Below are 21,491 nucleotides of genomic sequence, written 5' to 3' on the forward strand. Positions count from 1 at the left end.
TTAACTTATCATTGGAGTTATTGTAAATTTGTTTTAATACTATGGACAAAACAAACATCAACAATTATTTTCATTCCTTGTTTCCGATAGAAAAAGATGTTGTGGAAGAGGTTACAAAAACTTTTACCCAATTTTCTATGGAGAAAAATACAATTCTTTTGGATAACGGGATTATAAGTACCAAAACCTATTTTCTGGAAAAAGGTTATGTCCGTTCTTATATCATCAATGAAGATAATGAAGAAGTTACAACCAATATCTTTTTTGCGCCTTGCTTCGTGAATGATTTTTTATCGTTCTTCAAACAACAACCGACAAAAGAAATCTACGAAACGATCACCGATTGTTCATTTTGGGAAACTGGTCTTGAGAATGTTCAAAAGAATTTTCATAACATTTCTGATTTTCGGGAGTTCAGCAGGCTCTTGTTTGTCATTAATTATTACCGACTGAATGACCGAGTTATTGAACTGACAAGCCAAAAAGCAGAAACCAGATATCTGAAATTATTAAAAGAACATCCACATATTTTCCAGCACGTTCCACTGAAAATCATTGCTTCTTATCTAGGAATTACCAACAGTTCGCTCAGCAGAATCCGGAAAGAAATTACAAAGATTTAATTTTTTTGTCATTTGACAATCGGACTTACGTTTCAAGTATTTTACATTTGACAAAAATTAATGAAAATGAAAAATATAGTAGTTGTAGGACTTGGCGGCGTTGGCGGTTATTTTGGATTTAAGATTAATCAATTTAACGAAACTACAAATCAGTTTACTGTTTCTTTCATAGCGAGAAATCAAACTTATGATATTGTAAAGAATAATGGATTGACGCTCCTTTCTCCGGAACATCCAAACAGCATTACAAAACCGAATCACGTCTTACAAAACATTAATGAAATCAACGATCCTGATTTGATTTTAATTTGTGTGAAAGAATATGATTTGGAAAATGTTTGCAAGCAATTGAAGCAAGTTATTACGGATAAAACTATTCTGCTTCCACTGATGAACGGCGCAGATATCTATGACAGAATCAGAAAAATAATTCCTGATAATACGATTCTACCCGCTTGTGTTTACGTCGCTTCTCACATCAAAGAAAAAGGAATTGTAGAACATAAAGGTAAAGCCGGAAAACTGATTTTTGGAAAAGATCCAGCCCATCTTTCAACAGAAATCGATTGGATTATCGAGTTGATGAAAAACAGTCAAATTGATTTCGATTTCAAAGACAATTCCTTTGCTGATATCTGGACCAAATTCTTTTTTGTATCGAGTTTTGGATTAGTTACAGCCAAATACAATTCTTCTATCGGAACAGTTTGCACAGATGAAATTCAGAAACAGGAAGCTGCAGATATAATGAAAGAAGTGAAACTGATTGCTGACAAAAAAGGAATTAATTTACCCGAAGATATTATAGAGAAAACCTTTGAAAAAGCAATGACTTTTCCTCCAGCAACACCAACTTCTTTACAACTGGACATCAATGTAAAAAAAGAAAATAGCGAGTTGGAATTATTTGCAGGAGCCATTATCAATTATGGAAAAGAACTGACTATTGAAACGCCTTTTACGGAGAAGATTTATAATGAATTAAAGGAAATTATAAAAGCTTCATAAACAACAAAACCTGCTCAGTAGCAGGTTTTATATTTTTGAGATTGTCACTAATCTTTACTGAGGAGGATTGTCTTTAGGCTCAGGCAGGTTAGAATTCTTTGCGGCTTTTACCAGTTCATTGATATCTGCATAAAAAAAGTTGCCAGTCGGCGATATCTTTCATCGCAGTAATCAGGTTGAGAAAAGATTTCAGGGTTTTCTCCAGATCTTTTCGGATGGCTGAGGCACTTTTCTGATTTCGAAGGTCGGCATTAGCACCCGCCTGTTCTGCAAAGATGGTTTCGAAAGCGGTCTGCTTGTCTTTCATATCATCGAAAGCGCTTGTCACTTTCAGGTCTTTGAGCTTTTGGTTGTTGTCCGGTTTTTCCAGTTCCTCAATCAGCTTTTTCATCTGGGCGGTTTGGGAGGAATAGCTCATCCGGTCGAGATTGAGACCGAATTGTCTGAAAATCCCATAGAGGTCTTCTGCAGATTGATAGTTTGGTAAAGTTAGCATTTTGCGGTAACTGTTGAGAAAGGCTTTCAGAGTTGTAAAAGCCAGATCTCTTTCCTGATCTGCATTGGCAACGTCATTTCCTTTTCCGCTGAATGTCATTTTTGTATAAACCGCATCGTAATCTGCATACTTTAGCTTAAGCTCCGCCAGAAGCGGATGACCATCGATAACTGGATAATTCCCCGACTCAGATGTGTTGATGGTTCTCTGCGCGAGCGTCGCTAAGTCTTTCGTGCTTAGCTTTCTTAAAGTGATTTTCATAAATCAAATGTGTTTTTGTTAATAATTTATTTAACTAATTCTTTGTTTAAATATATTATTTTTTTGATTTCCGGCAAAACAATCTGTTTAGACTAAAAATATTTTGTGTTTTAGTTTAAACAACTTGGTTAGAGAAAAAACAAATTGAGGTTTTGTTTAATCTAGTTGTTTTGGCAAAAAACACTTTGTATTTTAGTTTAATTGAGTTGTTTGGAGAAAATGACAGTTGTGGTTTGGTTTAAATGGGGTGTTTGGGAGATTTTATTTTCATTATAAATATTGATTATTAAGGAATAGGCTTATTTATTTTTTGAATATTGAATAAAGTTTGAGACTCTATTGATAAAAGTTATATGATGCTTTTAGCTATATTTGTTTTTTAACATTTAGCCATGATTACAAATATAGATAAGGAAGAATTAAATAATTCAACAGAGAAAATTAAAAATAAGAAAGAAGATATACGCCCCGTATGTGGTTTAATTATGCCAATTGCTGATACAGAAGGATATCCTATTGGTCATTGGAAAGAAGTAAAAAAAATAATTACAACAGTTGCAGAAGAAGCTGGATTTAGAACAAGACTTGTTAGTGAAAGCGAAGATGTACGGGTAATTCAAAAAAACATTGTACAGAATGTTTTTGATGATGATATCGTAATCTGCGATGTAAGCTCTAAAAACCCAAATGTAATGTTTGAACTGGGATTAAGATTTGCTTTTGATAAGGCCGCAGTAATCATAAAGGATGATGAGACTGGATATTCTTTTGATACTAGTCCTGTAGAGCACATTAATTATAGAAAAGATTTAAGATTCTCATCTATTGAGCAGTTTAAAAAAGATTTGCATCTAAAGTTGGTTGCGACATTTGAAAAATCAAGAGAACCTAATCACTCAATGTATTTACAGGATTTTGGAAAATTTGTTGTTAAAGAACTTAATACAAAAAATGTTTCAGAAAATCAGTTTATTTTTGAAAAGCTAAATGAGTTGCAAAAAGAAATAAAAAATATTTCAACTAAGAATCAAACACCTATTCAAAATTTGGAAATTAAAACTCAAAAGAATTTAAAAGATTTAGTTAAATCTATATTTTATGAGTTTACTAATGGAGATGAAGATTACTCAAAATACGGATATTCTAAAAATAGATTGGCACAATTAATAAGTCTTACTTTAGAAGAACAACATAAAATTATTGTATCTGAAAGAACAGTTATTAGATATATTAATGATTTACTTATTGAATCAATTAATTGAAAAAAGAATAAACTATAAAGTTTTTAAAACAAAAAAACCTGCTAAACAGCAGGTTTTCATTTATATAAAGCAAAAATCTTAATGTCCAGACTTAGCATCCGCATCTTGCTTCACGTGGCTAAGATACTTAGTACAATAAGCTCCAAAAACCAAAATCACAAGATAACAGAACACAGGAATTACAAAAGAATGTTGAACTCCAAAAGTATCTGCCAGATAACCTTGGAAAATCGGAACAATAGCACCTCCTAAGATGGCCATTACAACCAAAGAAGAGCCTTGGCTCGTGTATTTTCCTAAACCAGAAATCGCTAATGTATAGATATTAGAGAACATAATAGAGTTGAAAATCCCTATTCCTAAAACGCTGTACATTGCCAGTTCGCCGTGGTTCAACATTGTGGAGATTAATAACAAAACGTTGATTCCTGCAAAAATAGACAATGTTCTTGCCGGAGCAGATTTCCCGATGAAGAACGCAATGAAATTCAAAGCAATAAATACCAAGAAGAAACTAATCTGTGCAAACGTCAAATCCACAATACTGAAAATCACCAAGAAAACAGCTGCAGCCGCTCCTAACATATACAAAGCTTTCTTACTTTGACTAATCGAGTGATTCAGAGAGATTGCTCCAAGGAAACGTCCAATCATCGCACCACCCCAATATAGAGACAGGTAGTTTTTACTTACAGATTCGGTAAGGTTCATTACTTGTGGCTGTTCCAGAAAACTGATGATAAAACTTCCAACCGCAACTTCACCACCTACATAACAAAACATCGCCAAAACGCCGAACTTCAAATGATTGTGTTTCAAAGCACCGAAACCTTTTACCACTTCTTCTCCAGCTACTTTGAAATCAGGAAGTTTAACTCTTGAGATAATCAAAGCCACCAATAAAAGAATTCCGGCAAAAATCAAATAAGGAATCTTAGTCGCTGCTGCAGAGAAAGAACCGTCTGCCTCAGAGAACAATTCGAAAATCAAATGTCCACCCAAAACCGGCGCAATCGTTGTCCCGAATGCGTTGAAAGCCTGTGTCATATTCAGTCGGCTGGATGCAGAATCTTCCGGACCCAAAAGTGAAACGTAAGCGTTCGCCGTGATTTGTAGCACTGTGAATCCCAGTCCTAAAATAAATAAAGCGCCTAAAAACAAAGGATAAGACGACAAACTCGCCGCTGGAAAAAATAAAACACACCCAAATGCCGCCAAGAAAATTCCGAAAAGAATCCCTTTCTTATAACCGACTTTATCAATCGGGTCGCCTTGTGTGGTTGAAATTAAAAAGTAAATTAATGAGCCAATAAAATACGCTCCAAAGAAACAAAACTGCACCAACATCGATTGGAAAAACGTCAGATTGAACAGCTGTTTCAGGTAAGGAATAAGAATGTCATTCATACACGTAATGAATCCCCACATAAAGAACAAAAGGGTAATCGTAATCAGCGGAACGGTGTAACTCCTTTTGGTTCCTACTTCATTATTTATCATATATTTTTAATTTTAAAAGAGGCTAAAGATAGCCCCTTTTGTTGATAATATATTATTTTGAGACAATAAATTTGTCACTAAAAAGTCAAGTTTAATATTGATTATTTTATTTGACTAAAATCTCTCGCAGATTGAGCAAATTTTGCAGATTAGTCAATTAAAAATCTGCTTAATCTGTAAAATCTGCGAGAATATAATTTTAATGTTTCAAATCCTCAAACTTCTCATCCGCAGGCAAAATATGCTGAACTTTCTCCACCACCAATTCTTTAGGAACAGAGAATTCCGCCGTTTGTTTGATGTCTAAAGAAGACGCTCCGACAGAAATTTTATAATTTCCTGCTTCTGCAATCCAAGCCGATTTTGCGGTTTCAAATGAAGCCAAATCTTTCGGGTTAAGAGTCAAAGTAATCGTTTGAGATTCTCCCGGTTTCAAATCTTTGGTTTTTGCGTACGCTTTCAACTCAGATTTTGGTTTGTCAATCGTTTTTCCAGGAGCAGATAAATACAATTCCACCACTTCTTTTCCTGCTACTTTTCCGGTATTTTTTACATCAACTGTAACTTCTAATTTATTATTAAAAGTTTTAGAATTCAGTTTTAAATTACTGTAAGCGAAATCCGTATAAGACTTACCATAACCGAATTCGTAAGAAGGTTTTACATTAAATGTATTGAAATAACGGTATCCAACATACACACCTTCCTGATACGTCACATCTTTCGGATTATCCGCAGGAATTCCAGGGAAATTCCTTGCAGAAGCGTGGTCTGTATAATTCACAGGGAAAGTCATCGTCAGTTTTCCTGAAGAATTTACTTTTCCTGAAATCACATCTGCAACAGAATGTCCACCCTCCTGACCTGGTTGCCAAGCTAAAAGAATTCCATCTACTTTATCTTTCCAAGACGCAGTTTCAATTACGCCTCCGATGTTTAAAATCACAACCACTTTCTTTCCTTTTGCGTGGAACGCTTTTGAGATTTTATCCAGCATTTCGATTTCTTCCTTTGCCAGATTGAAATCATCGTTCACTACCCTATCACCGCCTTCTCCTGAGTTTCTTCCCAGAGTCACGAAAGCTATTTCAGAAGTTTCCGCTTTTTTAGCATAGAAAGCATCATCCAATTTCATTTCAGACAATCTTCCCGGAAGTGCTAAAATCCCTCTTGCTTTTCTGCTTTCTTTTTCAGCCGCTTCTTCTTTCTCAGCAAATGGTTTGTACAAATCAACCAGTTCTTTGTCCAATTTATATCCTGCTGCGTTCAAGCCTTCCAAAAGTGAAACCGTGTGCTTGTTGTTCACACTTCCACTTCCCGTTCCGCCGGTAATCCAAGCGTAAGAAGTCACTCCGAATAACGAAACTTCTTTCTGTTTGTTGGCAAAAGGCAAAGCATTTTGTTCATTTTTAAGCAAAACCATTCCTTCTGCTGCAGCGTTTCTCGTCACTTCTGCGTGTTCAGCTAGATTTGGCTTGTCACTGTATTTGTACTGTGCGAAAGTCGGTGTTTTGAAAACATATTCCAAGATTCTTTTCACATTAAGATTCGCAACTTCCGGAGATAATTTCCCTGAGTTTAAAGCTTCCAACAAGACTTTTTTCTGAGCAGGAATTCCGGGCATCAAAAGGTCATTTCCTGAATTCATCTGTTTTACAACGTCAGAAATTCCACCGCTTCTAATCGATTCAAATCCCGGAAAACCTCCAAACCAGTCGGTCATTACAATTCCTTTGAAACCCCATTCATTTCTCAAAACCTGAGTCAGTAAATCTTTTGAATCTGAAGTATAAACGCCATTCACTTTGTTATAAGATGACATCACCGTCCAAGGCTGAGATTCTTTCACCGTGATTTCAAAATTTCTCAGATACAATTCTCTCATTGCTCTTTCGGAAACGTGAGCGTTGATGGTCAAACGGTTGGTTTCTTCGTTATTCGCGGCGAAATGTTTGATCGAAGTTCCTACACCTTGAGACTGGATTCCATTAACGATGGCTGCAGCAGTTTTCCCTGAAATTAATGGGTCTTCCGAATAATATTCGAAGTTTCTTCCGTTCAATGGATTTCTCTGGATGTTCAGAGCCGGCGCTAAAAGTACGTCAACACCGTATTCTTTCACTTCATTTCCCATTGCTTTTCCAACCTGCTCCAACAATGTTTTATTCCAGGTTGAAGCCAAAGCTGTCCCAACAGGAAAAGCCGTTGCATAATATGTTTTTGAATCATTATCTCTTGTTGGCTGAATTCTCAAACCTGCAGGTCCGTCTGCAACAATTGTCGCTGGAATTCCAAATCTGTCGAAAGAATCTGTTCCTCCAGCAGCTCCGGGAACCAATCCTTGTTTTGAATCTCCGACAGGACCTGTCAAAACTTCAATTCCAGGCATTCCGGTTCCGATGAGAAGATTTACTTTTTCTTCGTTGGTCATTTGCTTGATGATGGCATCAATTCTTTTGTCCACCGAAAGACGTGTGTCTTCCCAAACATCTAATTTTCCGTTTTTGTTAGAATCTTTAAATGTTTTTCCGTCAACCGTTACTGTTGCATTTTTAGTCTGAGCATTCGCAAACGGCGATGCAGCCAATAAAGCCAGGAATAATCCTGAATATTTTGCTTTCTGAGAAAGTCCTATCAGCGTTGATATATTCTTCTGCATAATTCTATATTTTTTACTTTTTGTTATTGAATAATTTTAATTTTGAATAGAAATCTTCGAACATCAATCGAGTGTCGAGCTGCGTATAGACTCTAATGTTCCTTCCTTTCGAATTGTATTCGTACAGTCCATTATCATTGATTTTCGGTGCATTTTTGATGACGTAAGAACTCGAAGATGGGTCTGCTTCAAATGAAGACTGTAAGGCCGTCAGCAAAACTAAAGGACTGTCACCCATAATGTAGGTTTCGCCGATTTTCAGATTGAATTTCTGAACCATTTCCATCAGGTCTTCAATCTTTTTAGTGAGATAAGCTCCGGTTTTTCCTTCAGGTTTTACTTTGGTTACGAGTTCGGCATAAGACATCAAAGTCTGTCGGTAAGCGTTTCTTGGAATTTGCCAGATATTTAAGTTGGATTCATTGAAAACAACCTGTGCTGCTTTGATGTCGATTCCAAGATTGTATTCTAAAGGCGTGTAACCTGGAGGTGGCGTTGCCAAATCGGGATATTCCGGACCGCCAATCCAAACGACGATAATTTTGTCTGCGATTTTTGGTTCCATTAAATAGGCACTTGCAACTTCCGTTAAACCTGCGCCACAAACCACGAATAAAGGATTTTTTTCATCCGCTTTCATTGCTTCTGCAACGATGGCTTTCGCACCTTCGGAAACATTAGGAGTTTTCAAATCTTTCAATTGGTCATTTGAACCCTGGAAAACTGAAAATTTGTTTTTCAAATTCATTACTTCCAACGTTTCGTTGACTCTTTTTACAGCATTTTCCGCAGTAATATCTGATTTGTCAAACGGGTCGCCTGGTTTTAAATGGGAACCGATAATTCCTTTGATTTCTGCGGAAGGCGAAAGAACCTGATGAACCAACTGAAATAAACCATCGGGGTCGCCACCAAAATCGTTATCGACGATAACGCGATAGCGGGGTTTTACGTATTTATCCATTTCCGAAATCACGGCAGAAGACTGTGCGGACACAGCCATTGTCGCAAAAAAAGAAACTATATTAAAAATTGATTTCATTGTTTTAGGTTAACCAAAAAAGAGTTATTGATTATTTTCTGATAGGATTTTATCCTATCCTTTAGTAAATCGTCCCTTTGGGACTCTGTAAAATCTCTCGCAGATTATTCAGATAAAGTAGATTTCTTAATTTATTATCTGCAAAATTTGCTCAACCTACTTGAGACTAAAGTCATTACAATTTTTATGATTTAATCAAATGCTATAAAAATTTGTGGAATTTCAGCCAATCCAAATACACATCCGACCATTTATCAACAGGAAGATTCTGTTTCCCTATTCCGAAACCGTGACCACCTTTTTCGTAGATGTGAAGTTCGGTTGGCTGTCCTGCTTCAAGCCATTTGTTGTACAACAAAACTGATTTTGGAGCCAACTTTAATTGGTCATCACTTGCAGCACAAATGAACAATGGTAAAGTCGTTGAAGGAATCTGAGTATCTAAAATCTCCTGACTTGGTCCGCCGTAAATCGAAGCTGCGAAGTTGGGTAACGTTGAAGCATCTTTACTGTGAAGAACGCTTTCCAAAATCACACTTGCACCCGCTGAAAAACCGATAACACCCAATTTTTCAGGATTGATATTCAGTTCTTTTGCGTGGGTTCTGATGTAGGAAATGGCCGTTTTGATGTCGTTTCCAGCCATTACTTTGATTGGAGCTGTTTTTGCGTCAAATGCTTTTCGGTCTTTGATGCCTTCCATCATTTCTTTGGCTGGGTCGTTGGATTTTGTTTCCAGTAATCTGTATTTTAAAACGATTGCCGTGATTCCGTTTTCTGCTAGTTTTTTGGCAACATCAATTCCTTCTCTGTTGATGGATAAACTTTGAAAACCACCCCCCGGAGCGACAACGATTACCGTTCCGTTGGCTTTCGCCTTGTCAGCTTCGAATATTAACATTGAAGGTTGCGCTACGTTGAAAACAACTTCTGTTTTGAACAATTCATTAAATTGCTGCGCTTCTTTTTGTGTCCAGTTTTCTGTTCCCGGTGCTTTTCCTTTGTATAATGGAATTGATTTTTGAGCGTTGATGGTTGTTAAACCTGTAAGAAGTAGACTTACTATGATTAATTTTTTCATTTTGAATTGATTTTAATTTTTAATCCCGAAGTTTCGGGACTAAGTTTTTTTAATGTTGTTCTGCAAATTTTCCGTTCGCAAAGGCGTTCTACTTAGCAAAGACAAACAATTAGATAACAGTCTGTTTGTCATTCCGTAGGAATCTAAGCTCAGTATTTCAAATATCATTGTTGAGATTCCTACGGAATGACAAAAATGCTGTTGATTTTAACATCGAATTGCACGCAGCCCGACTTGAACGGAAATCCTTTTTTGCGAAAACTTCGAGTTCTATTTAGACTGAAATCGTCTGCAAAAAAGATTGGGAGTGGAAGGCGGAATAGCTGCCCAAATAATTATAAAAAAAGAAATGAGACCGAACCTAATGCCCGGTCTCAAGACATCAATTAACTAATTTTTTGATGAACTATTACTTATGATATTTTTGAGTTCTGACGTCTTTAATCACACCTGACCAGTTCATTCCATATCCGAAATCGTAGTTGTGGCCTTCGGAATCTTTGTGTGTTTCCATATCATAAGGAACATCTTCTTTCTGCTTTTCAACCGTCGCCATATTCGCAGGCATCTGTAAAGGAAGCAAACCTGAAGGTTCGTATTTTCCGATCACAATATCCACAACTGCCTGATTGGATACATTGAAATTCATCAGAATTGCATCGGCGTGTTTTTCAAATTCATTAAAAATCATCGGCTTGGAAGCTGTGATAGAAACGATGACCGGCTTTCCGTTCATTGCTTTATAAGCATTTTCTATCGCTAACAAATCTGTGAAATTGGTCGCTGTAGAAGTTTTGTTCTTGAACGTTCTGTCGTGAACATTTGGTGCAACAACTGGGTCTCCCGCTGCAATACTTTTTTCACGGGCTTCGGTTGCCGTGTACGTTTGGTATTGAAGAGAAATCGGGACATAACCGTTTCCGCCTTCTTTAGCATCGACGTCGCTGTAACCGCCTTCTTCACTGTGCGGACTTTTCACGAAAACCAATGCGAAATCAGCTTTTGCAGGGTCGTCTGTTACGTTAAAATGTTTCTTCACTTTCTCGATATCGACAGGATATTCCAAAGACGGTCCGGTGTAAACTCCCCACCAGTTGAAGGTTGCAGGAGAATATCTTTTCGGAATGTAAACCGTTTTTCTTTCTTTAATCGGAAGAATATTGGCTTTGTTTTTCAGCATCACGATGGATTTTACCTGAGCTTCGTAACCTGCTTTCATAAATTCAGGATTACCAACGATTTTCTTGGTTTCTTCTGTGTTTACGTAAGGATTTTCAAACAATCCGGTTCTGAAGAAATTTCTCAGCAAACGGACTGCAGACTGCTCAAATTTTGCACGATACGCTTTTTCGCCGTGTTCTTTCACGCCCATTTGATAAGCTTCCAAAACAGGTACTTTGTCGTTGTTTCCACCAAATTGGTCAACTCCTGCCTCCAAAACTTTGTAATGACGTTGAGAAATTGATAATTTTTCTGCTCCCCAAGGTTTTCCGGCAAATCCTCCCGGTGATTTTGGTTCGTCTGCTGTGATTAACCAATCGGTGCAGACTACGCCGTCATATTTATATTTTCCACGAAGTAAATCTGTGATAAGATATTTGCTGTAACCGTTTCCAACGTTTTCCCCGTTTTTGGTATCCTGATTGAAACTAATCGTGTAATAAGGCATTACCGCAGAAGCTTCTTTGGTTCCGCCGTTTAGCTTGAAAGCACCTTCAGTAAAAGGTTTTACGTGGTTCTGGAAATTATTTCCCGGATAAACCGCGTATTTTCCCATTGCCCAGTGACCGTCGCGACCGCCTTCTTCAGGTCCTCCTCCAGGCCAATGTTTGACCATTGCATTCACACTTTTGTTTCCCCAACCGTTTTTACTTCCAATGGTTGTCTGGAAACCGTCGATGTAACCTCTTCCTAAATCTGCTGTCAACTCAGGACTTTCAGAAAAAACATACGCGATTCTGTACCAGCGGGGTTCTGTTCCTAGGTCGATTTGAGGAGATAAAGCGGTTGAAATTCCCAAGGCTCTGTATTCCTGAGCGGCGATGTTTCCGAATTTTTTCACCAATTCCGGGTCGAAAGTTGCACCCATTGCCAAACCATCCGGCCAAAGTGAAATCTGTCCGCCTGCTCCTTCATTAAATTCTGCGGTTACCGTTGCAGAATGTCTCGGGTCTGTACTGTTGTTGGCAGGAATTCCTAATCCCAAACCTTCAATATAAGCCTGGATATTATTGCTCCATTTTGCGGCAATTTCAGGAGATTCTACTGTTGTTACCAAAACGTGACGAAGATTGTCGTCCTTTAGAAATTTCTTTTGTTGGTCTGTTAAATCAAAGGCTTTTGCACCACTTTCTTTGTAAAACATTCCGCTGTATTTTCCAGCTCTGAAACCTTCTGCAGGAGCCGGAACTGATTGATGGCTGCTGTATAACATCAATCCTGCAATCTGCTCAACTGACATTTTTGAAGCTAAATCTTTTGCTCTTTCGTCAACAGGAAGTCTCCAGTCTTCGTACTTGTCAAGCTTTCCGTTTTTGTTTAAATCTTTAAATTTATTTCCGCCGACTGTCAAGATTTTCACCCCAGAATCTGTAGAATATCCCAAAACCGGACCTTTAGCATTGGTTACAATCTGAATGTTTTGCGAAAATGCTGTTATTCCTAAAAATAAGGCTGCAATATTTAAAACTGTTCTTTTCATTGTTTTAAATTTTAGAAATTAAAGCTTACAGAAAACTGACCTGTTAATGGCATAATGTAAGTTCCCGTCAATAATTTTCCGTAGTATGGACTTGCATCGGTAATCAGTTCAGCACCATTGATGGTTCCGCTTGCTCCTCTTTGATTCAGGAAGTTGATAACCGTTGCGCCAAGATTGATATTTTTATTAACCGTATAACTTACTCCACCGAAAGTTTCCCATCTTGGAGCGAAATATAAAGCGTTTGTAAGATTCGCATACTGTTTAGAAAAATATCTGAAACTTGCCCATAATCTCCACTTGTCAATCGTGTAACTCGGGTCGATTTCCATTAAAGTTTTAGCAACACCCAACACATTGTTGTCGCTGTAGTTATATGAAGTTCCGAATGCATCAAAATTAAATTTCTTGTAAACCGGATTCTGGAACGTCACCAAATAATGCAAGTTAAATCCTTTGAATGGCTTTAAAACAAAATCCGTTGTCCATCCCAATGTCTGAATATCGTAATAAACTGTTACAACCTGCGCCTGAGAACTGTTGGCTGGATTTACAAGATTGTATCGGTTCAGGTTGTTATTTTTCTTCAGATAAGTCGCCTGAGAAATCAGCTGAATCCAGTCTGTATTCCAGAACACTCCGATTGCACCAAGTGGACTTTTAATTTTATTGGTATTGGGTTCAAAAGCCTGTGAATAACTTTCCAGTCTTCTGTTTTCTTCGGTGTATAAAGCGTTTGCGATCACGCCAAAGTTTTTGGTAATGTTGTATGTTGCGTTCAAGCTACCACCAATCTGGAAAAAGCTCTGATTAATCTGATTGAATTGACTTGGATCTGTAAAGCTGAAACCAACCGTTCGTGGTGTTAAAGAATATTCTCCGTCCAGAATGTGATTTTTCAGATGCAAACCGTAGCTCAAGTTGAAATTATCAGAAACTTTCCATTCATCTGTTCCATAAACAGACAGTTTATTTTCTGTTCCGCTGTGGTACTCTGCGCCGGCATTATAGTTGTAGAAACCGTCTGCATCTGTATTGGGGCCGATTAATCTCTGAGGCTGCGCGCCAACCGTCTGATAGAAGAAAGAACGGTTTGAGGTGAATTTATCGATGTGATAGTATTGCTCCAAAACGCCTACGGTAAGGTTATGATTTCCCACCTGCTTGTTCAGTGAAAAACGTCCTGCAACACTCGTAATAGGCGTTTCGGGGGTGTACATTGCCAACTGCGTTCCGACTGGACCTGAATACGCCTGTCCGTTTGAAGCCAGTGTGTAACCAGCTCCCGGCGCAGCATTAAAAATACTTAAAGGAATGCTGTTGGCCATTTTTACTTTTGAGAAGTGGGCTCGTGTTGAGAATTTGAAATTCCAGCCGTTATTCAGCAGATAATTTCCGACAACGTCAATGTTATGAGAGCTAGACCTGTTATCATTCCCTGCAAGATTTGCAAAATAGGTCTGTCCGGAAAGAACGTCTTTAAACTTCATATTTCCCTCACGCACTATGTAAGAATCTCTACCGATTTTGAAGTTATCCAGCTCGGTTATCTTACCTTCCGGTCCGTATTCAAAAACCGCATAATTGGTAAGACTGTACGAATCAGCATATTTGTATAAAACTGAGATTTTACCCTTATCGTCATTGAAATATTTGGTTATGCCGGCTCTGAAAATCTTTGTTTCATCGGCATTTCTGGCAAAACCCAATTTATAGGTGCTCGGGTCAAAATTGGCGAAGGCACCAACCGTGTATGTCCAGCCGTTTTTAGATATCGGACCCGAAACATTGGCATCACCCTGCAGCCAGCCGAAAGTGCTTGTTGTAAATTTTCCTTTTACTTTTAAATCCTTTGTTCCGATTTGAGAATAAGAGTTAACTGCAAAACCAAGGTCACCCATTGTATTTGCCAATTGATCCATCTTTAGCAGTCCTGTTTTTTCTAAGCCTACACTTTGCCTCCACGTTTTGTTGGGAAGTTCCGGCCAGAAGAAGTATACTGCGGGCAAGTCGTTTTCAAGAATGGTAATTCCGCCCACAGTTGATGGCAAACCGATATTCACGTCTCTTGGACTTGTGTTATTGGCTGCGTTCAGCATTACGTTTCTGTTGTTGTCTTCTTTTGAAGATGTGGTCACGGTTTTTACGCCTTCTTCGGTTTTAGTTGCATTCAAAGCTTTTTTCGCCGCAACAGTATCGGTTTTTTCCTGTCCGAAAGCTGTGGTGAAAGAAAGTATCAAACCAAGGGCTGATAATTTCAAAGTTGATTTTCTCATTTTCAGTTATATATATTTTAATTTTCTTTGGAATTGTCATTGATTACTTCAAACTTTTATTGTTTACAGAAAGACAATTATGTTTTAATCATTGCAAAAATTATCGTTGTAAATCCGAAACTTTGATAAAGATTAGTAATTAATTATCATTGATTCATTAAGAAGCATTACAAGTATAAATCAAAATTTTATTGTGACAAAATAAATATTAATAAAAATTAACATCAAAATAATTAACTCATTTTCAATTAATTACAACTAAATCTAAAATTTATTTTCATTGATTCAATAAGAATCAATGAAAATAGTGTAAGAAAAAATCGCCAAAAACACTTTTGATTTTTCAAATTTTATCTTTCTTCAATTATTTTATTAATATTTTTGTAACATTGACCTCAGAAACAGAAAAATGGATTCTAAAGAACTAATACTAAAACGATCAGAAGAAAATAAACAATTATATATCCCGAACCTTTCGGCGGATCCTGTGATCTTTGGCTTCGAACAAAACGAATTGAAAGTTCTACTCGTAAAGATGAACTATCGAAAGATGTGGATTTTGCCAGGTGGATACATACAAAAAGATGAAGATCTGGATGATGCGGTTGTAAGAATCTTAAAAGAAAGAGCTGGTGTGAATGCAGTTTCCTATCTTGAAGAGTTTGCCGTATTTGGAAAAAAGAACAGAAGTGAAGGCTATTTCGAAGATTTTGATGAAACTTTATTTCATAAGCAAAGATTCATTACAATAGGATATTATGCCTTATATAATCCTTCTAAAATTGATTTGGCTACTGATGAGTTCAGTGAGAGTTGTGAATGGATTTATCTAAGTCAATTGCCCGAAATAGAAATGGCGATGGATCATAAAGAAATCGTTGAGAAAGCTTTGTTAGCTTTAAGAGAAAAAATATCAATCAAACCAATAGGATTTAATCTATTACCTGAAAAATTCACCCTTTCTGAGCTTCAGAAACTTTACGAAGCTATTCTTGGAAAAGAACTAAACAGAGGAAATTTCTATCGAAAAATCAAGAACCTTGGAATCCTAAGAAAACTTGATGAACAAAGACGAGGTGGTGCCCACAAAGCGCCAGATCTCTATTCTTTTGACGAGGAGAATTATAATAAAGCTTTAGAAAACGGTTTGACGAGCTGGTAGATTTTAATCAGCTTTAGAATAAAAAAAGAATCATTAAATAATTAATGATTCTTTTTTGTTTATGTGATTTAAGGATTTTTATTCACAAAGAATAATTCCTTTGTCATTATTAAATTCTAAAACTCCGCTCTTAATTTCGTAAGAAAATGCTGATTTAGCTTCAGTTTCTTTAGTCAAAAATTTCTGATAAGTAGAATCTACTTTCTCCGTGTAGATTTTCACTTTACCGTGTACTAAAGCTGATACAATCGCTGCGTGATTTTTAAATATTTGGAATTCACCGCTTTTTCCAGGAAGAAGAACTGAATCTACTTCGCCATCAAAAACAACGTATTCCGGAGTTAAAATTTTTATATTCATTTTTTATGAAATTATAGATTGTAGATTTTAAATTATAAATTATTGAAATTCAATCTAAAATCTAAAATTTGACATTTAAAATTTATTAAGCGTTTTCAGCTAACATTTTTTGTCCGGCTGCGATAGCTTCTTCGATAGTTCCTTTCAAGTTGAAAGCCGCTTCCGGATATTGATCCAACTCACCGTCGATGATCATATTAAATCCTTTGATGGTATCTTTGATATCAACCAATGATCCTGGAATACCTGTAAACTGTTCAGCAACGTGGAAAGGTTGAGACAAGAATCTCTGAACTTTTCTAGCTCTGTAAACTACCAATTTATCTTCTTCAGACAATTCTTCCATACCAAGGATTGCAATAATGTCCTGCAATGCTTTGTATCTCTGAAGAATTTCTTTTACTCTTTGAGCACAGTCATAATGTTCTTCACCAATGATTTCCGGAGCCAAGATTCTTGACGTAGAAGCCAATGGATCTACCGCTGGGTAAATACCTAATGAAGCAATTTTTCTATCTAGTACTGTAGTTGCATCCAAGTGAGCAAACGTTGTTGCCGGAGCCGGGTCAGTTAAGTCATCCGCAGGTACATAAACCGCCTGTACAGATGTAATAGATCCGTTTTTAGTTGAAGTAATTCTCTCCTGCATCGCACCCATTTCAGAAGCCAAAGTTGGTTGGTAACCTACCGCTGAAGGCATACGACCAAGAAGTGCAGATACCTCAGAACCAGCTTGTGTAAAACGGAAGATGTTATCTACGAAGAATAGTACATCTCTACCTTGACCAGTTTCTCCACCATCTCTATAGTATTCAGCTAAAGTCAGACCAGACAATGCTACTCTTGCTCTTGCTCCTGGTGGCTCATTCATCTGACCGAAAACGAAAGCAGCTTTAGATTCTTTCATAGCTTCTAAGTCTACTTTTGAAAGATCCCAACCTCCATTTTCCATAGAGTGCATGAACTCGTCTCCGTATTTGATAATCCCAGATTCCAACATCTCTCTCAAAAGATCATTTCCTTCTCTCGTTCTTTCTCCTACTCCTGCGAATACAGAAAGTCCACCGTGACCTTTTGCGATATTGTTAATTAATTCCTGGATCAATACTGTTTTTCCTACACCAGCTCCACCAAACAATCCAATTTTACCTCCTTTTGCATAAGGCTCAACAAGGTCAATTACTTTGATCCCTGTGAAAAGAACTTCAGCAGAAGTTGTCAACTGGTCAAATTTTGGTGCTGGTCTGTGGATTGGCAAACCTCCTTCTTTAGACAAGTTTTGGATTCCATCAATAGCATCTCCAACTACGTTGAAAAGACGACCATTAACTTCATCACCAACCGGCATTGTAATTTGTTTACCTGTACCAGTTACTTCTTGACCTCTTTGAAGACCATCTGTAGCATCCATTGCGATACATCTTACCATATCTTCACCAATGTGCTGCTCAACCTCTAATACAACTTTTTCTCCGTTGCTTTTAGTGATCTCTAAAGCGTCATATATTTTTGGTAATTCTTCAACTTCATTAAAAACCACGTCGATAACTGGTCCAATAATTTGTGAAATTTTTCCTTTAATTTGGTTTGCCATTACTAAATTTTTACTTGTGCGCAAAGATAATAAAAGTTTGCAAACGAGCATTGTCAGAAAAAAAGATTTTTATCATATTTGTATGACAATATCAAACACCATTTTTCGGTGTAATTTTACACAGACAAACTTATAACGTTTTGTCATAAAATTCAGGATTTGAAAATCATCAGAGATCTTACAGAATACCATTCTACAACACCTTTAGCATTATCATTAGGTATGTTTGATGGTGTTCATTTGGGACATTTATCTATCATCAATAAATTGAATGAAATCGCAGAAAAAGAACATCTTGAATCTGCTATCCTCAGTTTTTGGCCACATCCAAGAAAGTTTCTAAATCCAAATGATGATGTAAAAATGCTAAATACGCTTGAGGAGAAGTTAGAATTACTTGAAAAAAGCGGAATCAAAAATATTTTTCTAAAAACTTTTGACGAAGAATTCAGAAATCTGACAGGAACTGAGTTTTGCGAACAGGTTTTAGTTGATAAACTCAATGTTAAACATATTATAATAGGACACGACCACACTTTCGGGAAAAATAAAAGCGGAAATTTTGAATTATTGAAATCTTTGTCCAATAAATTAGGTTTTAAAGTCAATCAATTGGAAGCTGTTCAAACGAATGATCTTAATATTAGTTCTACAAAAATCAGAATCGCTTTATCAGAAGGAAGAATCAATGATGCCAACAAAATGTTAGGTTACAATTATCCATTGACCGGAAAAGTGATCCACGGAAAAAAATTGGGAAGAACCATTGGTTATCCAACTGCAAACATCGAAGTTCCAATTAATAAACTACTCCCTAAAAAAGGTGCTTATATCGTTGAAGTTTATATGGACAATCAATTCTATAAAGGAATGCTAAGCATCGGAACCAATCCTACAATCGATGACCAGAACGAATCTTTACATACGGAAGTATATATTCTTGATTTCGATCAGGATATTTATGATAAAGACATCACTATCAAATTCCGGGATTTTCTGCACAACGAAATCAAATTTGAAGGTTTGGAAAAGCTGATTGAAAAATTGGATGAAGATAAAAGATTAACTGAAGAATATCAGTTTTAAGAAATAAAAAAGGATAGCAATTGCTATCCTTTAATTATATATCCAATAAATCTTATTTCAAAGTAAACTTGATTTTTGTTCTGATATCAGAAGAAGAACTTCCAATCAAAGCTTCGAAATCGCCTGGTTCAGCAACCCAATCGTGTTTTGCAGGATCAAAGAAGCTCAATGCAGATTTATCAATTGTGATAGAGACATCTTTGGATTCTCCTGCTTTCAAATAAACTTTATCGAATCCTTTCAGTTCTTTCAATGGTCTTGGTAATGATGATTTCAGATCACTAATGTATAATTGCACCACTTCTGCTCCATTCATTTTACCTGTATTTTTCACATTTACCGTAAAAGTGATTTTATCATTAGCTGTTAATTCAGATTTGTCTGCTTTTACTTTCCCATATTCGAAAGTGGTGTAACTCAAACCGTGTCCAAAACTAAATAATGGTTTGATATTTTTCGTATCGTGCCAACGGTAACCCACAAAAATCCCTTCATTATAAGTAATATTGATAGGATCTTTCAAATCTTTTCCTTTTCCAGCAGCCAATTCTGCTTTATTTCCAGGATATTCTCCCAAAGCGTGCGCCGAATTATCTTCCAACTTCACAGGAAAACTGAATGGTAATTTTCCGGATGGATTAGCATCACCAGCCAAAACTGCAGCAATCGCGTGACCAGATTCAGAACCCAAATACCAAGACTGCAAAACTGAAGGCACTTCTTTGATCCAAGGCATTGCAACGGCATTTCCGGAAACCAAAACTACAGCCAAATTTTTGTTGGCTTTAGACAATTCGGAAATCAATTTATCTTGGTCATAAGGCAAACCATAGCTTTCTCTGTCCATTCCTTCTGCGTCCTGATGGTCGCTTTTATTAAGACCTCCAACAAAAACTACAAAATCAGATTCTTTCGCCAACTTCACAGCTTCTGCAATTAATTCCGCAGAAGAGCGCGTTTCTTTTAAGTTTTGACCAGATTTTACACCATTATAATCGCCACCGACATCGCCAACGTATCCTCTCGCATAAACGACTTCAGTTTGTTTGCCGAAACGTTCTTTGATACCATCAAGTGGTAAAGTTTCGTATTTTACTTTCAAAGAAGAACTTCCACCGCCAACAGTCATCATTTTGATAGCGTTCTCTCCTATCACTGCAATTTTCTTAGTCTTAGACAGGTTGATTGGCAATGTTGCTTTTTGATTTTGAAGAAGAACAATACCTTCTGAAGCGATTTGTTTCGCAGCAGCGATATGCTCTTCTGAAGCGATAGAACCGAATGGTTTATTTTTGTTCATTGATGTTTTGTAAGCCAGCCCTAAAACGCGTCTTACTTTATCATCCAATTCCTTAGTTCCAACTTTTCCAGATTTAATCAAATCCAAATAAGGTTTTGCTAAATAATAATTTTCATAAGCATTACTTGTTCCTTTTGATAAACCGTTTGTCCAGGTTCCGAATTCTAAATCCAAACCATTATGAATCGCCTGGTCTGTATCTAAAACTGCTCCCCAATCGGAAACTACAACACCCTTGTAGCCCCATTCACCTTTCAGAATATCATTCAACAAATATTGATTATGACTAGCGTGCTGGCCTTTATAAAGATCATAAGCGCCCATAATTGTCCAAGAATCCCCTTCCTGAACTGCTGCTTTGAAAGGTGGTAAATAAATCTCATACAAAGCTCTGTCATCTAAAATCACATTGCTGGAGTGTCTGAAAGTTTCTTGATTATTCAATGCAAAATGCTTCACACTCGTCGCTACGCCATTGGCTTGCACACCTTTAATATAAGGCACAACCATTTGCGAAGTCAAAAATGGGTCTTCTCCCATATATTCGAAGTTACGGCCGTTAAGTGGTGTTCTATAAATATTAACACCAGGTCCGAGAATGACATCTTTTCCCCTGTAACGCGCTTCTTCTCCCAGAGATTTTCCGTAGATGGAAGACATATTTCTGTTCCACGTTGCAGACAAAGCCGTTAAAGCCGGATAAGCAATAATAGAATCATTAGTCCAGCCTGCTTGGTCCCACTCGTCCCAAAGTACTTCTGAACGTACGCCGTGAGGTCCGTCTGCAGTCCACAATTCAGGAATTCCTAATCTTGGAACGCCGTGAGAACTGAATTTGGATTGAGCGTGAATGATATTGATTTTTTCCTCCAAAGTCATCCTTGACAAAGCATCTTCGATACGTTGTTCTACAGGTTTGGAATCGTCTAAATAAACAGGTGTTTTTTTCTGAGCAAAACTAAACTGTGTCATACAGCCTAATACAGAAAGTAATATTAATTTTTTAATCATAAATTTTACTCTTTTCAAATAGAAATTTTCGAATGCCTAATATACAAATTATTTCATTATCTCAAAATG

The 21,491-nt window shown here is 36.9% G+C and carries 15 protein-coding genes; 5 read left to right on the forward strand and 10 right to left on the reverse strand.

All coding sequences use genetic code 11. The features are described 5' to 3' along the window. The first annotated feature begins 41 nt into the window (after window positions 1-41). Both BUR19_RS06490 and BUR19_RS06495 read left to right on the forward strand, forming a co-directional pair. Window positions 42-623 carry a Crp/Fnr family transcriptional regulator gene (locus BUR19_RS06490; protein ID WP_074234060.1) on the forward strand — a complete coding sequence of 194 codons (582 nt, stop codon included), beginning with the start codon at window positions 42-44 and terminating at the stop codon, window positions 621-623. A 66-nt stretch (window positions 624-689) separates the two neighbouring features. Further along, window positions 690-1,631, forward strand: coding sequence for a ketopantoate reductase family protein (locus tag BUR19_RS06495; protein WP_245799032.1), 942 nt, complete (start codon window positions 690-692; stop codon window positions 1,629-1,631). Window positions 1,632-1,746: 115 nt separating this feature from the next. Here the strand turns inward: BUR19_RS06495 and BUR19_RS06500 are convergent, their stop codons facing one another. Further along, window positions 1,747-2,388, reverse strand: a complete 642-nt coding sequence (locus BUR19_RS06500) for a DUF6261 family protein (protein ID WP_245799033.1) — start codon at window positions 2,386-2,388, stop codon at window positions 1,747-1,749. 392 nt (window positions 2,389-2,780) lie between these two features. Here BUR19_RS06500 and BUR19_RS06505 point away from each other — a divergent pair, with 392 nt between their 5' ends. After that, complete coding sequence (locus BUR19_RS06505) at window positions 2,781-3,650, forward strand: hypothetical protein (protein ID WP_074234062.1); 870 nt, start codon at window positions 2,781-2,783, stop codon at window positions 3,648-3,650. 78 nt (window positions 3,651-3,728) lie between these two features. Here BUR19_RS06505 and BUR19_RS06510 read toward each other — a convergent pair whose 3' ends face one another. The 6 genes from BUR19_RS06510 to BUR19_RS06535 all read right to left on the reverse strand — a co-directional run bounded on the left by BUR19_RS06510 (window position 3,729) and on the right by BUR19_RS06535 (window position 14,909). Next, window positions 3,729-5,150, reverse strand: a complete 1,422-nt coding sequence (locus tag BUR19_RS06510; RefSeq protein ID WP_074234063.1) for a sugar MFS transporter — start codon at window positions 5,148-5,150, stop codon at window positions 3,729-3,731. Between the two features lie 199 nt (window positions 5,151-5,349). Next, window positions 5,350-7,809 (reverse strand): glycoside hydrolase family 3 N-terminal domain-containing protein, encoded by a 2,460-nt coding sequence (locus BUR19_RS06515; protein ID WP_074234064.1) that lies wholly within the window; start codon window positions 7,807-7,809, stop codon window positions 5,350-5,352. Window positions 7,810-7,822: 13 nt separating this feature from the next. After that, window positions 7,823-8,851 carry a nucleoside hydrolase gene (locus tag BUR19_RS06520; protein ID WP_074234065.1) on the reverse strand — a complete coding sequence of 343 codons (1,029 nt, stop codon included), beginning with the start codon at window positions 8,849-8,851 and terminating at the stop codon, window positions 7,823-7,825. A 202-nt stretch (window positions 8,852-9,053) separates the two neighbouring features. Next, window positions 9,054-9,932, reverse strand: coding sequence for an alpha/beta hydrolase (locus tag BUR19_RS06525; RefSeq protein WP_074234067.1), 879 nt, complete (start codon window positions 9,930-9,932; stop codon window positions 9,054-9,056). 409 nt (window positions 9,933-10,341) lie between these two features. Further along, on the reverse strand, window positions 10,342-12,633 hold the full coding sequence (locus BUR19_RS06530; protein WP_074234069.1) for a glycoside hydrolase family 3 protein: 2,292 nt from the start codon (window positions 12,631-12,633) through the stop codon (window positions 10,342-10,344). A gap of 11 nt (window positions 12,634-12,644) precedes the next feature. After that, entirely contained in the window at window positions 12,645-14,909 is a 2,265-nt protein-coding gene (locus BUR19_RS06535; protein WP_074234071.1) for a TonB-dependent receptor, read from the reverse strand. Between the two features lie 409 nt (window positions 14,910-15,318). On the opposite strand from BUR19_RS06535, the gene BUR19_RS06540 reads away from it, so the two are divergent. After that, window positions 15,319-16,071 (forward strand): NUDIX hydrolase, encoded by a 753-nt coding sequence (locus BUR19_RS06540; RefSeq protein WP_074234073.1) that lies wholly within the window; start codon window positions 15,319-15,321, stop codon window positions 16,069-16,071. Between the two features lie 78 nt (window positions 16,072-16,149). Here the strand turns inward: BUR19_RS06540 and BUR19_RS06545 are convergent, their stop codons facing one another. After that, entirely contained in the window at window positions 16,150-16,431 is a 282-nt protein-coding gene (locus BUR19_RS06545) for a FoF1 ATP synthase subunit delta/epsilon (protein WP_074234075.1), read from the reverse strand. 85 nt (window positions 16,432-16,516) lie between these two features. After that, the gene (atpD, locus tag BUR19_RS06550) at window positions 16,517-18,025 is read right to left on the reverse strand and encodes a F0F1 ATP synthase subunit beta (protein WP_074234077.1); all 1,509 of its coding nucleotides are present in this window, start codon (window positions 18,023-18,025) and stop codon (window positions 16,517-16,519) included. A 159-nt stretch (window positions 18,026-18,184) separates the two neighbouring features. Here atpD and BUR19_RS06555 point away from each other — a divergent pair, with 159 nt between their 5' ends. Then, window positions 18,185-19,111 (forward strand): bifunctional riboflavin kinase/FAD synthetase, encoded by a 927-nt coding sequence (locus tag BUR19_RS06555; RefSeq protein WP_074234079.1) that lies wholly within the window; start codon window positions 18,185-18,187, stop codon window positions 19,109-19,111. Window positions 19,112-19,163: 52 nt separating this feature from the next. On the opposite strand, the gene BUR19_RS06560 is transcribed toward BUR19_RS06555, so the two are convergent. Further along, on the reverse strand, window positions 19,164-21,422 hold the full coding sequence (locus BUR19_RS06560) for a glycoside hydrolase family 3 C-terminal domain-containing protein (RefSeq protein WP_074234081.1): 2,259 nt from the start codon (window positions 21,420-21,422) through the stop codon (window positions 19,164-19,166). Between the last annotated feature and the right edge of the window lie 69 nt (window positions 21,423-21,491).

It is taken from the genome of Epilithonimonas zeae, assembly GCF_900141765.1.
Classification (GTDB): Bacteria; Bacteroidota; Bacteroidia; order Flavobacteriales; family Weeksellaceae; genus Epilithonimonas; species Epilithonimonas zeae.

Excerpts from the sequence above, each read along its gene's own strand:
- BUR19_RS06490 (WP_074234060.1), top strand. The coding sequence starts at position 42 with ATGGACAAAACAAACATCAACAATTATTTTCATTCCTTGTTTCCGATA.
- BUR19_RS06495 (WP_245799032.1), top strand. The coding sequence starts at position 690 with ATGAAAAATATAGTAGTTGTAGGACTTGGCGGCGTTGGCGGTTATTTT.
- BUR19_RS06500 (WP_245799033.1), bottom strand. The coding sequence starts at position 2,388 with ATGAAAATCACTTTAAGAAAGCTAAGCACGAAAGACTTAGCGACGCTC.
- BUR19_RS06505 (WP_074234062.1), top strand. The coding sequence starts at position 2,781 with ATGATTACAAATATAGATAAGGAAGAATTAAATAATTCAACAGAGAAA.
- BUR19_RS06510 (WP_074234063.1), bottom strand. The coding sequence starts at position 5,150 with ATGATAAATAATGAAGTAGGAACCAAAAGGAGTTACACCGTTCCGCTG.
- BUR19_RS06515 (WP_074234064.1), bottom strand. The coding sequence starts at position 7,809 with ATGCAGAAGAATATATCAACGCTGATAGGACTTTCTCAGAAAGCAAAA.
- BUR19_RS06520 (WP_074234065.1), bottom strand. The coding sequence starts at position 8,851 with ATGAAATCAATTTTTAATATAGTTTCTTTTTTTGCGACAATGGCTGTG.
- BUR19_RS06525 (WP_074234067.1), bottom strand. The coding sequence starts at position 9,932 with ATGAAAAAATTAATCATAGTAAGTCTACTTCTTACAGGTTTAACAACC.
- BUR19_RS06530 (WP_074234069.1), bottom strand. The coding sequence starts at position 12,633 with ATGAAAAGAACAGTTTTAAATATTGCAGCCTTATTTTTAGGAATAACA.
- BUR19_RS06535 (WP_074234071.1), bottom strand. The coding sequence starts at position 14,909 with ATGAGAAAATCAACTTTGAAATTATCAGCCCTTGGTTTGATACTTTCT.
- BUR19_RS06540 (WP_074234073.1), top strand. The coding sequence starts at position 15,319 with ATGGATTCTAAAGAACTAATACTAAAACGATCAGAAGAAAATAAACAA.
- BUR19_RS06545 (WP_074234075.1), bottom strand. The coding sequence starts at position 16,431 with ATGAATATAAAAATTTTAACTCCGGAATACGTTGTTTTTGATGGCGAA.
- atpD (WP_074234077.1), bottom strand. The coding sequence starts at position 18,025 with ATGGCAAACCAAATTAAAGGAAAAATTTCACAAATTATTGGACCAGTT.
- BUR19_RS06560 (WP_074234081.1), bottom strand. The coding sequence starts at position 21,422 with ATGATTAAAAAATTAATATTACTTTCTGTATTAGGCTGTATGACACAG.